This is a genomic window from Photobacterium sp. MCCC 1A19761 (assembly GCF_037389125.1).
In the GTDB taxonomy this organism is placed as follows: Bacteria; Pseudomonadota; Gammaproteobacteria; order Enterobacterales; family Vibrionaceae; genus Photobacterium.
On sequence record NZ_JAZGTF010000002.1, the window covers coordinates 303,323 to 318,233 of the forward strand.

The window sequence follows — 14,911 nt, forward strand, 5'->3', positions numbered from 1 at the left end:
TCATCTCCGTGTATTGACCACTTAAATATGATCGATCAGATGCAGGATCCAAATCATCACAAAACTCAGCAGCACACCGACCACGCCGACAATCACCCCAACCCGTGCCATCTGCTGACTTTCCACATGGCCCGTTGCATGGGCCAGGGCATTCGGCGGCGTACTGATCGGCAGGGACATCCCCAAGGAAGCGGCAAAGGTCACCACCAGGATCAGGGTGATCTCACCGCCCAGCGGGACCAGAGACGCCATCGATGTCCCTAAAGCAGCCATAATCGGCATCAGCAGGTTGGCCGTCGCCGTATGCGACATAAAATTCGCCATCAGCAGACACAGAACAGCCGAGCCGCCGAGAACCACGTAAGGGGAATAGCTGTCAAACGGGATACTGTGCACCATCAGCCGGGCCAAGCCGGTTTGGTCCAGCGCCAGCCCCAGGGCGATCCCGCCAGAAACCAGCCACAACACGTCCCAGGAAATTTTCTTCAAATCTTCTTTGTTAATAATACCGGTCAGCGAAAAGACCGCGACCGGGATCAACGCCACTGTGTAGGCATTCATCCCATGGGCCGATCCCATCAGCCACAGCACAATGGTCAGCGCAAAGGTGACGTACACCGTAATCGCCTTTGGCGTCTTGAGGAATTTGCCCTGAATGGTCAGCTCAATTTTTTCCTGCTTCGCCGGATAAAACAGGTTGATCAGGACCCAGGAAAAGCACAGCAGGATTGCAACGAAAGGCACGCCGAAGAACATCCACTCACCAAAGGTGATGAGATTCTCGCCGGTCAGATATTTCAGCGCGATAGCATTGGGCGGCGTGCCGATAGGCGTGCCAATCCCGCCAATATTGGCAGCGACCGGAATGCACAGGGCAAAGGCAATTTTACCCGGATCTTTGGCACCGAACAGAGCGATCACCGGGGCCAGGATCGACAACATCATGGCTGTGGTGGCCGTGTTGGACATAAACATCGAAAAGACAGCCGTGATCAACATCAACCCGAACATCACATGGCTCGGGCGGGTGCCGAACGGTTTCAGTAACACCCGGGCCAGGTTGACATCCAACCGGTACTTGGTCGCGGCCATCGCGAGGAAAAATCCGCCGAGAAACAGCATGATGATCGGGCTGGCAAAGGTTGCCATAATGGCTTTATGGCTCAGCAGCTCACCAAACGCTGCCTGACCTTCCCCACCGCGAAACAATACCAGCCCTTTGTCGGACAGCATCAGCAGTTCCAGCACAATAATTACCACTGATGTGGCGTAAATCGGGATCGGCTCAAACACCCAGCACAAAGCGGCCAGCAGGAAAATGGCGATCACCCGTTGTTGGATCACGGTCAGTCCTTCAACCGGAAATGCTGTGGCCGGCAGCAGCAGGATCACCAGCGGGATCAATATCGGTACGAGATACCTCAGAGATTGGCGCATCATGGATCTATTCCCTAACAACAAATAAAAAACCAGTTCGATACCTGATGCCTTATGGGTGACAGATGATGCATGTCGCAAGCATGAAGGGACACACGGCCAGGTATCCGGATCTGCCGTCGGTTTCCGGAGCCACCAGCGGCAGTTCGAACGCTGTTTCTAGAGCAATGTCAAAAGCAACTCTGGCCATTCTGCGACCGGCGACGGGGGATTTCTTAGCCGCAGATCAATAAATAAGCCGATGAAATTCCACCAAATGTTGTAAACCGGCGCTATCGCACATTCAGTCACAAGGGGAATTCCAGCAGGAGGCGCAATATGGCAAGCTTGAAGATGAGGTGGGCTCAAGCTAGGCTGTTCGGGCAGGGGGAAGTGGGATCAAAACAGCCACAGACGCCGGAGCGCCTGTGGCTGATGTTTCAGGATTGGTCTATCAGAATTAGTGTTTCAGGGTCGGTGTTTCAGGATCAATGTACGCGTGCTGCGGTTCTGCCCTGTTCAGACCGGATGTTTAAAGCAATCCACAATTTGGTTACTGATCGCGGTCAGCACATCCCGCCGGGTGATAATCCCCACCAGCCGCCCGTTATCCACCACCGGATAAATTTTCGGCTTTTGGCCGGTCATGACTTCTGCCAGCTCAATAATCGAGTCTTCCGGCGTGACCGTCAGCACCTCTGAGCGCATACAATCCTGCACATTATGGGTGTCCTGGCAGTGGTAGCCAACCTTCAGCAACTTATGGATCATATCCTGCTCTGAAATAAAGCCGACCACTTTACGCTGCTCATCGACAACCGGGCCACCGATCTGCTTGGATACCAGCAATTTACCCAGCGCCTGCGACAAGGACATTTTCGGATCAAATGTGACCGGGCGCATATTCATGTAATCTTTAACTTTAAGCGACTCCATGCATCCCCCTAAACGAATTTTACAAACCAAAACAGGCGCTTCATCTTGTTCAACCTGCTGTATGCTTTAAGTGTTGCCCATTTCTCTGAAATTACTAAATGGAAATAGGCAATTTCATTAATAGGTATGACCGATGCATTGAGGCACCCCACAGCCGGCCGGCGATCAAAAAAGCCGCACGGAAAAGGTGCGGCTTTGGTTTTGTTCGCTTCGGAGTTACCGAGAACGGTGGTCTTACATAAACAGCATCATCAGCATCGCCAGCGGCAACTGATCGCCCGATGCCAGAATGATTTGATCGCCCTCTACTTTGACCTTCAGGTCGTAAAACTCAGACCCTTTTTCAATGATGCCGTTTTGCTCCATCATGTTCGCTTTGTCCAGCAGCTCAGGATTCGCTTCGACCAGCGCAATCGGCAACTGCAAACTGAAATCGCCCCGAAGTTTATCCGTAATCAACGCCAGATTCTCTGACGCCCTGGCAATGCCCGGCGCCAGTTCAAGATTCAGATTGCTGGTCACCGCCCCTTTCGGCGTCACCACACTCAGTTGCTCAATCGCAAACTTCATTCCTTTCGCCACCAGCAGATCCAGCGCCAGAGCTGCTTCTTCCGCCTGTGCCTGGGTCATTTGCTGTTCAATCCCTTCAGCCACATGGCCAAGGCGGGTGATGGCCGGGTAATCAAGCTCCGAGAGCGCCACCTGGAAATGGAAGTCCTGGTATTCCTGACCATCCATCGCGACAACACGCGCAACACGCACGCTGTTGGTATTAGTCAGCTTCGGATCCGCCGCTTCTGCTGCCGGTTCCGGCTGGCTCAGGCTGTTCTGCATCGCGACCACCAGCTTGTCCAGCGCCACCCCCTGATCGGCTTCAAGATTATGGAAACTCAGATGTTCTACAGCCAGATTCTGGCTGCCAATCCAGAACTGACCATCCATCACGCCCTTACCGCCTCCTTTCAGCCCGTTCAGGACCATAGTTTCGCGGGCCGTGGTGGTCAGGGATGCTTTCGGCAACCGGTAATGGAACTCCCCGGCACCTTTGCTATCCACCGAGCCGGTCATCTCAAACGATGTCACATCAGCCGTGGCCCCTTGCTCATCCTTGAAGGCAATCGGGTTCATGGTGATGGAAAATTCCGTCGCCCGGGTCAGAGAGGTCGAGGTGGTAAAGCGGATCGGCGTCACCCCGTCGCCCCACAACTTGTCCGCCACCGGCTTGAAGGCCTCATCCAGCACCAGCTCGCTGGTCGATGCCACGCCCAGCACGCCATGCTCAACTTTATGATGGACATACCAGACCGTCGGCAAGCCTTCATCATCGAACATCGGCTTCCAGTCATCTTTCACTTCGAGGCGGGACACCACATCCGAGCTCAGATAACCCCGGTCATAACTTTCATTGCTGATCGTCAGGTAGGGATTTTCATATTTCCCGACCGTATCCAGATAGATACGCTCACCAATTTGCCCGGTTGCCAGCGGCCAGCATAAGATGATTGACACGGCACCGCCGATGGCACCAATTTTCTTCAACATGTTGTGTCCCAGTTGCTACTCATTCAGCGCTCAGTCTATCACATTGCACGGTAACCTCTGCGTATATTGTCGTTGAATCAACAACTAATGGCATCAGATTGTAATCCGTCTCTCACTCTTGATTGATGATTTCTTATACACTTGAAGCAAAGGCACCCACGGAAGCGAGGCAAGGTTGAACAGTTTTGTCATTGTCTGTCTGGATGACGACCCCTGTATTATTGAACGACTCAACCAGGAGCTGGCGGGATTCGCCGGACTGTTTGATCTTTGTAACGCCTACAGCATCCGCGAAGCCTACGAGATCCTGGATCTCGTTGAACGGCAGGGACAGCAGGTCGCCGCAGTGATCTGCGATAACCGGCTCGGCCAGGATAACGGGGTGGATTTTCTGATCCAGCTTGAGGCCCATCCGGCCACCCGCCATGCCCGCTCGATATTGCTCAATGACAAACCCCAGCTCGACAGCATCATGCAGGCGGTCAACGAAGGGCGGCTGCATTACTGCCTCAACAAACCTTGGCCCCGCGATGAGTTACAGCAGGTGTTGACCAAGGAACTCACCACCTTTGTGCTCAAACATCCCGGCGAAGACTGGTTGCAATACAGTCAAATCCTGGACCACCGCCGGATCCTCAATGCCCATATCGACCGGCAAATGGCCAACTTCCGCTCCGGCTTTATTCAAAATACCAACGATCTGGACGACGCCAGCCTGGCCCGTCAGGTCACCGATGCCCTGCACGACTTTTTTGACGGCAACGATGAGAGCCGGGCCTGCCGGACCTACAGTGCCAACCACCTGCTGACCCAGGAAGGCCAGCCCAACCGCTTTCTCTGGTTTATTACCGAAGGAGAAGTGGTGCTGTTTAAAGAAGATGAACACGGCAACCGGCACGAAGTGGTCCGGGTCGGGCCGGGCAACCTGGTTGGGGGGATGTCGTTTGTCTCGGGCGAGCCGTCATTTTCGACCGGGATCACGCTGGGCAAAACCGACGTCATCAAGCTTGATCGCACCCTGTTCAACAAGGTGATGAATTCCCGCAGCGAGCTGCTGCCCTTATTCACCAACCTGCTGCTGCGGAACTTCAACCGCCGCCTGCAAGGCAGTATCCGCACCGAAATGCAGCTGCAGCAAACCCTGCAATCGCTGGATGCCGCCTACCAACAACTAATCGAAAAAGAAAAAATGGCCATGCTGGGCCAACTGGTTGCCGGAGTGGCCCATGAGCTCAATAACCCGGTCTCGGCCATCCTGCGAGGCAGCGATACCCTCAAACACACCATTGGCAAACTGACCGAAACGCAACTGAGCCTGGAAAACCAGACCCGCGGCAATGTCATCCTGCAGCAGGCCATGCAGTCGCGCCCGCTGTCGACATCGGAAACCCGGAGCCGGGCCAAAGCCCTGGAGCAGGTACTGGGGGATCGCCAGCTGGCCCGCAAAGCGGTCCAGATGGGGATTGACGGGCCGGAGCACCTCGACAGTTGGCTGCTCAGCCAGAAAAAAGACCTCAAGCCGGTGATGGCGGAGTGGGACAATTACTACCAGATGGGCAGTTTTCTGCGCTCAATGCACGTGTGCGCCCAGCGCATTGCCGATCTGGTCAAGAGCTTGAAAAGCTATGCCCGCCAGGATGATGAAACCTTCCACCAGGTTGACATTCATGAAGGGCTGGAAGATACCCTGGTCATTTTCGAAAATCGCCTGAAGCGCCACCACATCACCAAAGAGTATGCGGCGCTGCCCCCCGTTACCTGCCAGCCTATTGCCCTGCAACAGGTGTGGACCAACCTGATTGCCAATGCGCTGGATGCGGTGGATGAACCCGGGGAAATCCAGATCACGACCCGCTTCACACCCGGCACGGAAAACCTGAGCCCTGCCAGCCAAAGCGTGGACATCATCGTGGAAGACAACGGCAAAGGGATTGCTCCGGAGCAGCAGGAGAAAATCTTCGAACTCAATTACACCACCAAGCGTGAAGGCAACTTCGGCTTGGGTATCGGCTTATCGGTCTGTCAGCAAATTATCCACCATCACCACGGCCAGATCCGGGTTGAATCCGAGCCCGGACAGTTTACCCGAATGATTGTCACGCTCCCGCTGAACGGCGGCGTCTCCCGCCCCGGGCCGGCAGCACATTCCACCGCGCCACAGGAGGCCCTATGAACAAATACCTGATTCTTTGTGTCGATGATGAGCGGGAAGTGCTCGACAGCGTCATCCATGACCTCAGCAGCCTGGAAGAGCATTTTGTCATTGAAGCAGCGGAATCGGTCGATGAGGCCAAGGAAGTGCTGGCCGAGTCGATCGCTGATCATATCCCGCTCGCCCTGATCCTGTGTGACCATATCATGCCGGGTGAAACCGGGATTGATTTCCTGATCGAGCTGAAGCACTGGTCGGAAACCGAAAGCTCCCGCCGGGTTCTTCTGACCGGCCAGGCCGGGCTGGAAGAGACCGTGCAGGCCGTCAACCAGGCCAGTCTGGACTATTACATCGCCAAGCCCTGGGACGGCGATCAGCTCAAACAGGTCGCGATCGATCAACTGACCAGCTATGTCATTGAGCATGAAACGGATCTGATGCCCTGGGCCCGGGTACTGGATACCAATCGGATCATGAACGCCCTGAGTGATCGGCGCCTGTCGCTGTCCGACCGCTAAATCACAGGCACCGCTTTGCGGGATCGGGTAAAAGTGTTATGTTTCTCACATAATCAGTTCCCCGAAACGGTGACCTATGAAAGTTGCAGTCTTCAGCACCAAAAAATACGACCAACAGTCATTCGAGCGCATTAATGCCCACTATCAGCATGAGTTGACTTACTTTGAATTCCGGCTGACCGAGCAGACCGCCCGGATGGCGCACGGTTTTGACGCCATTTGTGCGTTCGTCAACGACGATTTAAGCCGTCCGGTTTTAAAAGTTCTGGCCGAACACCAGGTCCGGATCATTGCCATGCGTTGCGCCGGATTCGACAAGGTTGATCTGGAAGCCGCCGCAGAGTTAGGCATCCAGGTGGTTCGTGTTCCCGCCTATTCGCCGGAAGCCATTGCCGAACATACCCTGGGCCTGATGCTCAGCCTGAACCGCCGGATCCACCGCGCGTACCAGCGCACCCGCGACGCCAATTTCTCTCTGGAAGGACTGACTGGATTCAACTTCTACGGTAAAACCGTGGGTGTCATCGGCACCGGTAAAATTGGCATTGCCACCATTCGCATCCTCAAGGGCCTCGGGATGAACATCCTGGCCTACGACCCGTATGAAAACCCAATCGCTCTTGAGCTGGGCGTCATCTACACCACCCTGGATGAGATTTATGCCCAGGCGGATGTGATCACCCTGCACTGCCCGATGACCGAAGAAAATTACCATATGCTTGATGCCGAGGCGTTTGGCAAAATGCGCGACGGCGTGATGATCATCAACACCAGCCGGGGTGAACTGCTCAACTCCAAAGATGCGATTGAAGCGCTGAAAAACCGTAAAATCGGCTCGCTGGGGATTGATGTGTATGAAAACGAAAAAGACCTGTTTTTTGAAGACAAGTCGAATGATGTCATCGTCGATGATGTATTCCGTCGCCTGTCTTCCTGCCACAATGTCCTGTTCACCGGTCACCAGGCGTTCCTGACCGAAGAAGCACTGGGAAACATCGCCGATACTACCCTTAACAACCTCAAGCTGTTTGAGGCCGGGCAACGCTCCGGCAACGAGCTCATTCAGGCTTAACCCGATCCAGCGGGCGCAGACCCGCTGATCCCTGTCTGTTATACCGGGTAATAATTCGCGCTACAGATCACATTTTTTTGTGATTTTTGCTGCATTTTTACCCGACCAATCGTCAAAATAATCACTTCTCATGGCAAAAATCTATGATTAACCAGCTTTGTCCATTAAAATGCTCCTAATCTTTTGAAAGTTCCACGGACTAATTTTCATGCGTAAAACATTCATTGCCACCGGCATTATCCTGGCATCACTTACTTCGGTGGCTCACGCGAACAATCAAGCGACCATGAGTAACTTTAGTTACGACTACGCCGAAGCGCGTATTGGGATTAGCCCACTAACTTATGGCGCAGGCTTCAGCAAATCGATTCACCCGAATGCTCACCTGACTGGCAGCATCGACACCGAGTTTGATAACGACTGGGATATGGCGTTTGGCGTCGGTTTCCACGCCCCGGTCAATAACTGGGCCGATATTACCGGTGAAATTAAAGCCCGCAATGCCAAAAAAGACGAAGGGGCGCTGAGCAGCTCAAGCGGCAAGCTGGGCATGGAAGTCAACATTGGCGTACGTCAGTGGTTAGGCCCGCAGCTGGAAGTCGGCGGTCAACTCGGCCACCTGAATATTGATGATAGCGAAAAAACCATCGGTTCTATTTATGGTCGCTTCCATGCCACCGAACTGTTCTCGATTGGCGTCCAGGCGCGCTTCAACGACATCTATGATGATCAAATCATGCTCACCACCCGCTTTAAATACTAAGCCGGTTTTCAGGCACTTCCCATCGCGGGAAGTGCCTTTTCTCTTTCTTTATTTCTCTGTCTTTATCTATTTCTTTTTCTGCACCAACGCTAAGCTGCTTCAATTGCTCGCAACGTCAGCCTTCGTCGTTTTAATTTTCAACCAATTTCGCTTCTCAGCCAGCTCATAAACGCCTCAAACCGTGGCGACAATGCCATCTCACGCCGACAGACAATGTAGTAACTCAGTGGTGACTGAACCGTCATCGCGAATGGTGCCACCAGGCGCTTGTTTTCAAGTTGATGGGCCACAAAAGACTGGCGCCCCATCGCCACGCCAATCCCCTGCTCTGCCGCCTGCAGAGCCAGATCGGCCCGGTCGAAGGTACAACCGGCCTCCGGCAACATCACACCATGGCGCTGAGCCCAGTACTGCCACTCATCATTCTGGCCGGCCCGTGCCCAGGGAGCAGCGTCATGCAACAACAGGCAAGCAGTGAGTTTCTCGGGATTACCATACAGATCATGGGTCAGCGCATACTCATGGCTGCACACCGGCAGCATGCTTTCATCCATCAGTTTGGCGGTATGCAGCCCCGGATATTTTCCGTGACCGAAATAGATCGCGCAGTCGAACGTTTCCGTCTGAAAGTCCACCAATTCATTGCGGGTCCGCAAATGGAACCGCAACGCCGGATACTGGTCGATAAAGTGCTTCAGCCTGGGCAACAGCCAGGTTTGCGCAAAGGTCGGCGGCACCGCAACGTTAAAATCACCACTGAGCTCCACGGTCTTCAAATCGCGAATTTCGTGTGCAATATCCCCGAAGTTGTGGGCCACGACCGCTTTGAGCCGCTTGCCCTCTTCTGTCAACACCAACTTCCGCGGCTGGCGAATAAACAGCTGCACCCCGAGGTTCTGTTCAAGGTTTTTAATTTTATGGCTGACGGCACTTTGGGTCAGGCACAGAATCTCTGCGGCCCGGGTAAAACTCATTTGATCAGCAGCAATCAAAAAGCAGTGTAGTCCGGACAGCACTTGACCCGTCAGTTTTGGTAATTGCATAAAGGGCTAATTTTTATGATGAAATTGTTGCCATCATACAATAAAAAAGACCACCGACATACGGTGGCCAGATTCTGAAAGCCAGAAAAGGAGATAGTGCACTGAGTATCGGTTTTCGCTTACTCGAGCGACTGGAGCAAATGTTGTTTCCGCTCTTCTTCAAGCAAGGTCCAGTGACAGCCCTCAATCGCACCGGCAAACATCCAGAGCAATTTGAGGTCAATGTCCTTGCCATGTGAGTGGCGGACCTTTCGGTAGACTTCGGCAGCGCCGAGAGAGACGAAGCTGCTGACATCCGGGATCCCTGCTTTTTTCACCATCCGCTCCAGCGTCAGGCGCATATTGGGTAGATCCCGCAGCCGTTTCCCCTGCGAAGAGGTTTTATGGGCTTTTTCTTCCGTGGACAAGCGAATCGATTCGCGAATGATCTCATCACACAGCGCGCGATCCTGATGGAACCAATGCGTAATATCGTAGTAATTCACAATGGCCGTTGTGCTCCGCTTGATGTGTTTGAATTTCTCGCATCCCAGCGAGGCCAATCGGCCATCCAGTGTGTCACCGCCGCGCAAAAACATCGACTGTTCGGTCAGGATGGCATACATGGCCCCATGGATGAAAATTCCTGTACCACCAAACATGGAACGTTTTTCATACTTGCCAAATTCGCGCAAATAATTAAATAAGTCTTCCTTGATCGATTGCACAATCACTCCCCCGCTAACCGTGAAAAGTTCGTTTAAGTAGCCGTAAATTCAAGAAAAATCTCTCGATGCAGTGACAATGACACAGCGATTATATATTGTCCACATATGAAACCATGAACATTTGAAACTGAGATTTTCGGCATATTATACGAGGCGAAATAAGTTAAATGAGACAAAATTTACCCCAAATGATGTGCTGACCGTATAACTCACAGTTAGCACAATAAGTCCGAACATCCCTGTCGTGTATCTGCCGCCTGACGACTATGGTTATTAGTAGGGAGGAGATGATATGGCTGACATCGCACTTTATCCGTCATCCAAGCACCTGTTGCCTGAGGGACGGTTAGAACTTTCGATCACCGAAGAGCGATTCATACGGATGATCAAACAATCCCTTGCCGGGGAAAGATGCTTTGCGCTTTGTATGTTGAATGAATTCGAAACCCATGATGATGTGAAGAAAATCCCGGCCATCGCGACCGAAGCAAAGATTGTCGACTTCAATGCCGATGAGAACGGCTTACTGAGTATCGTCGTCGAAGGCGTCCAGCTGATCCGGATCCTGTCGATTGAAATTGAGGAAGACGGCCTGTTACATGGTCCCAGCCAAGCCCATCCACAATGGCCAGAGGCCGAGATTGACGACGAGACGGCTTGCCTGGCTGATAAACTCGAGCTGTTTTACCGCACCATGCCGGAAGTCGGCGCCCTGTTCCCCTCCCCGAATTTACACAGCCTGACCTGGGTATGCCTGCGCTGGCTTGAAGTGCTGCCGCTTGAAGTCCACTACAAGCAGCTGCTGCTCACCCAGGACACGGTGATCCTGGCCACCCGATTCTTGCTTAGATTGCTTGATACAGATGCCGAACCTTCAACAGAGCTGGCATAAAGATCGAAAAAATTCGAACTATTTGACTATTTTTGCCCATCAATACTGTCTATCAGACAGCGCTCAAGATAGAATCTTATCTTCAATTTCAATGAAATAACCATCATGGCACACGTATCTTTTTTCTGGCTCAAGCCGGAGAATGACAAAATAGTCAAAGGCATACAGTCCGAGTTCTGCGCACGAGTAAAAGACGCGATCGCCAACAATCGCCTGAGCCTGCCGCCGATCCCGGAAGTCCTTGCCAGACTTCAGCGGCTATGTGAGCTGGACGACACGACCATTCGTGATGTCGCCGATGTCCTGCTCGACGACCCAGGCATTGCCGCTTCAATCATCAAAATTTCCAATACCCTGATGTTCAACCGCCGCAACGTGGTTTGCCATGATATCCAAACCGCCGTCAGCCGGCTCGGGATCATGCGGGTTCGCGACATTGTGACGGCAAAGGCCATTGAAGATCTCAAAACCTATGGCCATTTTGACAGCCGGTGTAACCAGTTGCTGCAACAGAGCGCCCTGCGTTCACGACAGCTCGCCGCCACCATGGCGGTCATCAGCCAGGGCTTGCTGAGCCATCCAGACAGTACAGCGCGGATAGAACCGGAGAAAGCCTTGCTGGCGGGCCTGTTTGCCGACATCGGTTTGTTCAGTCTGATCCATGAATATCAGTCATACCTGGACAATGGCAATTACCTGGACCTGAACGTCGCCAAGTTCGTGTTTGAACATTGCTGCCAGGACGCCAGCCTGCTGATCCTCCGGCACTGGGGCTTTGATGATGATTACCTGGAAGTCGCCTGCAACACCAGCATGCCTTATCGCCAGCAGCAACCGGGGACCCGTTACCTGGATATCGCCCGGATGGCCAACCACCTGCTGATGTTCAAAAGCAATGACGAGGCCATTGATGATCACCATGTCGAACTGGATCTGGCCGGGGCCGACATCATGTATGACCTGACCAACATGCCGGAAGCTGAGTTTAATCAGCAGTTACGCGACGTCATTAAAGAAAGTGGATTCTAATCGCCGCGCCGTTGTCAAAAACCTTTGATATCCAGCGGCTTATATTGACCTCTTCTTTCTGATACTGATAAGCTGCTCGTTTCATGGAATGAAAGCAGCTGATTGCCCTGGGTGATGCCTGGATAAACCGTCTCCTATCCCTGCCCAATCAGCGTTGACCCGCCAACGATCGTAAGGATGCACATGTTTTCAGGAATGCTCTATATCTTCCTGCCGCTGGTGATCGGCTATTTGATCCCGGTGAACAAGGGATCTGTCATTGAATTTATCAACGTCCAAACCAGCCGTCTGGTGCTGGTGATCCTCGGCCTCATGGGCCTCAGCCTGGCCGGACTCGATAACCTGGGACAAAACCTGAGCCAGATCCTCACCTATACCACGGTGTTCTTCCTGACCATCAGCGGATGCAACCTGCTGGCCCTGCCCGTGATCGACAAATTATGGCCAACCGAAACCAGCCAGGATCATCGCCGTCTCCCGTTTGGCAAAATGATGATGGAATCTGTGAAGCTAATTTTCGTCGTCGCCGGCGGCTTACTGGTTGGCCTGCTGTCCGGTATTGAGCTGGGCTGGGTCGATCAGGCCAGCGAAGTAATCCTGCTGTTACTGCTGTTCCTGATTGGGATCCAGTTACGCAACAGCGGCATGACCCTCCGGCAAATCCTGCTGAATAAGAAAGGGATCACCATCGCACTGGTCATTGTATTAACTTCCCTGCCGGGTGGTGTCATCGCCGCGGCTATCCTCGGGATCCCAATCACGCATGGCCTGGCCATGGCTTCGGGTTTTGGTTGGTATTCGCTGGCCGGGATCCTGATGGGCGATGGCCTGGGACCGATTTTCGGTGGCGCTGCATTCCTCAATGAGCTGCTGCGTGAACTGGTTGCCCTGACGCTGATCCCTGTTGTAATTGGTCGCTACCCCAGCACCGCTATCGGATATGCCGGCGCGACGGCAATGGACTTCACCTTGCCGGTCATCCAAAACTGCGGTGGGATCCGTTGCGTCCCCGTCGCCATTGTCAGCGGGTTTATTCTCAGCTTGCTGGTGCCGTTTCTGATGCTGTTTTTCCTGTCGCTCTGACCGCGTAAACGACAACAACAAACAGGGAAGCCGAAGCTTCCCTTGTTTGTTGTGCTCAAGACAGACCGTCAGTTATTGCGGATCCACTCATCCATATCCGACTTCAGGTTATCCGATTTGGTGCCGAAAATCGCTTGTACACCCCCACCGGCAACCACGACCCCGGCTGCGCCGAGTTTTTTCAGCTCTTCCTGATCAACCTTATCAACGCTGGCAACAGCCACGCGCAGGCGGGTAATACAGGCATCCAGACCAGTAATGTTGTCTTTACCACCAAAGGCCATCACCAGGGATTGCGCCAGTGCCGTGCCGGTCGCCACTTCACCTTGCTCTTCGTCTGCTTCACGGCCCGGTGTCTTCAGATCCAGGGCGCTGATCACCACGCGGAACACGACGTAGTAAACAATGGCATAAGCCACGCCCAGCACCACCAGCAGCCCCATATTGTTAGCGTTTGGTGACTGCACCACAAAATCAATAAAGCCGTTGGAGAACGTATGGCCGTGGACCACGCCCAGCATATTGGTCAGCACATAGGCAAACCCTGCCAGCAGCGCATGGATCACATACAGAACCGGCGCAATGAACAGGAAAGAGAATTCAATCGGTTCGGTGATCCCGGTCAGGAACGAAGTCAGTGCCGCAGACAGCATGATCCCGCCGACTTTGGCACGGTTTTCCGGCTTCGCCGAATGCCAAATCGCGATCGCTGCCGCCGGCAGACCGAACATTTTGAACAGGTAACCACCGGCCAGCTGACCGAAACCATTGCCGGCAGCGCGAGAGGCATCGTCCGCGGTCAGGAAGCAGGTCATGATCCCGTTCACCACCTCACCCGACTTATTCACACACTCACCCGCTTCATAGAAGAACGGCACATTCCAGATGTGGTGTAAACCAAATGGGATCAGCGCACGCTCGACCACACCGTAAATCCCGAAAGCCGTCACCGGATTCTGGTTTGCGGCCCAGTCAGAGAAGGCGGCAATCCCGGCACCGATTGGCGGCCAAATGAAAGAGAGCACAATACCCAGGGCAATGGCACAGAAGCCGGTGATAATCGGCACCGAACGCTTCCCGGCAAAAAAGCCAAGATAGTCAGGGAGTTGGATTCGATAGAATCGATTGAATGCCCACCCGGCCAGGCCACCGACCAGGATCCCGCCCAGCACACCGGTATTGATTTCATCAACGCCGTAAGCACCCGCCATCACTTTCAGCGTGGCGACCATGATCCCGTAGCCAACAATCGCGGATAATCCGGCGACACCGTCATTGTTGGTGAAACCCAGTGCCACACCAACGGCAAACAGCAATGCCATTTGTCCGAAGACTGAACCGCCTGCCTGCTCCATCAGATGAGAGACAATATCCGGCATCCAGCTAAAGTTCGCGGCCCCGACCCCCAGCAAAATACCCGCAACCGGCAGAACCGAGACGGGCAGCATCAGCGCCTTACCGACTTTCTGCAGGTTAGCAAAAAGGTTCTTAAACATAGTGTGCTCCTGAATGAAACTGTTTTAGTTAGATATCAAGTCAGTGCAAGCCAACTATCCCCCGTAGTCATAATGCTAGCACCACTTTTATTTTTTATTGCCGCAAGAGTATAAAATGCGGCGCTAAATATAACTTGATACCTATCAATAACACCAACAGGTTACGAAATTAAATTTCACAAAATGCTTAAAATTCAGTCAAAAATTACAATCTGAACCAGTAGATCGTTCATTTTCAGCGAATGAATCATTTTGGCATCAC

13 protein-coding genes are annotated in these 14,911 nt (G+C 53.2%); 7 read left to right on the forward strand and 6 right to left on the reverse strand.

The annotated features are described in order from the left end of the window. Positions 1-21: 21 nt before the first annotated feature. The 3 genes from VV869_RS04035 to VV869_RS04045 form a co-directional block, all read right to left on the reverse strand. The gene (locus tag VV869_RS04035) at positions 22-1,437 is read right to left on the reverse strand and encodes an SLC13 family permease (protein WP_337733887.1); all 1,416 of its coding nucleotides are present in this window, start codon (positions 1,435-1,437) and stop codon (positions 22-24) included. 498 nt (positions 1,438-1,935) lie between these two features. Continuing rightward, positions 1,936-2,352 carry a CBS domain-containing protein gene (locus tag VV869_RS04040; RefSeq protein ID WP_337733698.1) on the reverse strand — a complete coding sequence of 139 codons (417 nt, stop codon included), beginning with the start codon at positions 2,350-2,352 and terminating at the stop codon, positions 1,936-1,938. Positions 2,353-2,586: 234 nt separating this feature from the next. Further along, a complete protein-coding gene (locus tag VV869_RS04045) occupies positions 2,587-3,894 on the reverse strand; it encodes a DUF945 family protein (RefSeq protein WP_337733699.1) in 1,308 nt (435 codons plus the stop codon). 175 nt (positions 3,895-4,069) lie between these two features. Here VV869_RS04045 and VV869_RS04050 point away from each other — a divergent pair, with 175 nt between their 5' ends. The 4 genes from VV869_RS04050 to VV869_RS04065 all read left to right on the forward strand — a co-directional run bounded on the left by VV869_RS04050 (position 4,070) and on the right by VV869_RS04065 (position 8,399). After that, the gene (locus tag VV869_RS04050) at positions 4,070-6,067 is read left to right on the forward strand and encodes an ATP-binding protein (RefSeq protein ID WP_337733700.1); all 1,998 of its coding nucleotides are present in this window, start codon (positions 4,070-4,072) and stop codon (positions 6,065-6,067) included. Beyond that, entirely contained in the window at positions 6,064-6,564 is a 501-nt protein-coding gene (locus tag VV869_RS04055) for a response regulator (RefSeq protein ID WP_337733701.1), read from the forward strand. The genes VV869_RS04050 and VV869_RS04055 overlap by 4 nt, the downstream gene beginning before the upstream one ends. 76 nt (positions 6,565-6,640) lie before the next feature. Beyond that, positions 6,641-7,636 (forward strand): 2-hydroxyacid dehydrogenase, encoded by a 996-nt coding sequence (locus VV869_RS04060; protein WP_337733702.1) that lies wholly within the window; start codon positions 6,641-6,643, stop codon positions 7,634-7,636. 208 nt (positions 7,637-7,844) lie between these two features. Continuing rightward, positions 7,845-8,399: a hypothetical protein gene (locus VV869_RS04065; protein WP_337733703.1), complete on the forward strand. Its 555-nt coding sequence runs from the start codon at positions 7,845-7,847 to the stop codon at positions 8,397-8,399. A gap of 137 nt (positions 8,400-8,536) precedes the next feature. Here the strand turns inward: VV869_RS04065 and dsdC are convergent, their stop codons facing one another. Together dsdC and VV869_RS04075 are read right to left on the reverse strand one after the other, a co-directional pair. Continuing rightward, on the reverse strand, positions 8,537-9,442 hold the full coding sequence (gene dsdC / locus VV869_RS04070) for a DNA-binding transcriptional regulator DsdC (RefSeq protein ID WP_337733704.1): 906 nt from the start codon (positions 9,440-9,442) through the stop codon (positions 8,537-8,539). A 119-nt stretch (positions 9,443-9,561) separates the two neighbouring features. Continuing rightward, entirely contained in the window at positions 9,562-10,083 is a 522-nt protein-coding gene (locus VV869_RS04075; protein WP_443147290.1) for a TfoX/Sxy family DNA transformation protein, read from the reverse strand. Positions 10,084-10,441: 358 nt separating this feature from the next. On the opposite strand from VV869_RS04075, the gene VV869_RS04080 reads away from it, so the two are divergent. From VV869_RS04080 to VV869_RS04090, 3 genes are all read left to right on the forward strand, one after another. Next, entirely contained in the window at positions 10,442-11,041 is a 600-nt protein-coding gene (locus VV869_RS04080) for an LON peptidase substrate-binding domain-containing protein (RefSeq protein ID WP_337733706.1), read from the forward strand. 105 nt (positions 11,042-11,146) lie between these two features. Next, positions 11,147-12,070, forward strand: coding sequence for an HDOD domain-containing protein (locus VV869_RS04085; RefSeq protein ID WP_337733707.1), 924 nt, complete (start codon positions 11,147-11,149; stop codon positions 12,068-12,070). Between the two features lie 183 nt (positions 12,071-12,253). Then, on the forward strand, positions 12,254-13,153 hold the full coding sequence (locus VV869_RS04090; RefSeq protein ID WP_337733708.1) for a lysine exporter LysO family protein: 900 nt from the start codon (positions 12,254-12,256) through the stop codon (positions 13,151-13,153). 68 nt (positions 13,154-13,221) lie between these two features. Here the strand turns inward: VV869_RS04090 and ptsG are convergent, their stop codons facing one another. Then, the gene (gene ptsG, locus VV869_RS04095) at positions 13,222-14,649 is read right to left on the reverse strand and encodes a PTS glucose transporter subunit IIBC (protein ID WP_337733709.1); all 1,428 of its coding nucleotides are present in this window, start codon (positions 14,647-14,649) and stop codon (positions 13,222-13,224) included. Positions 14,650-14,911: the final 262 nt, after the last annotated feature.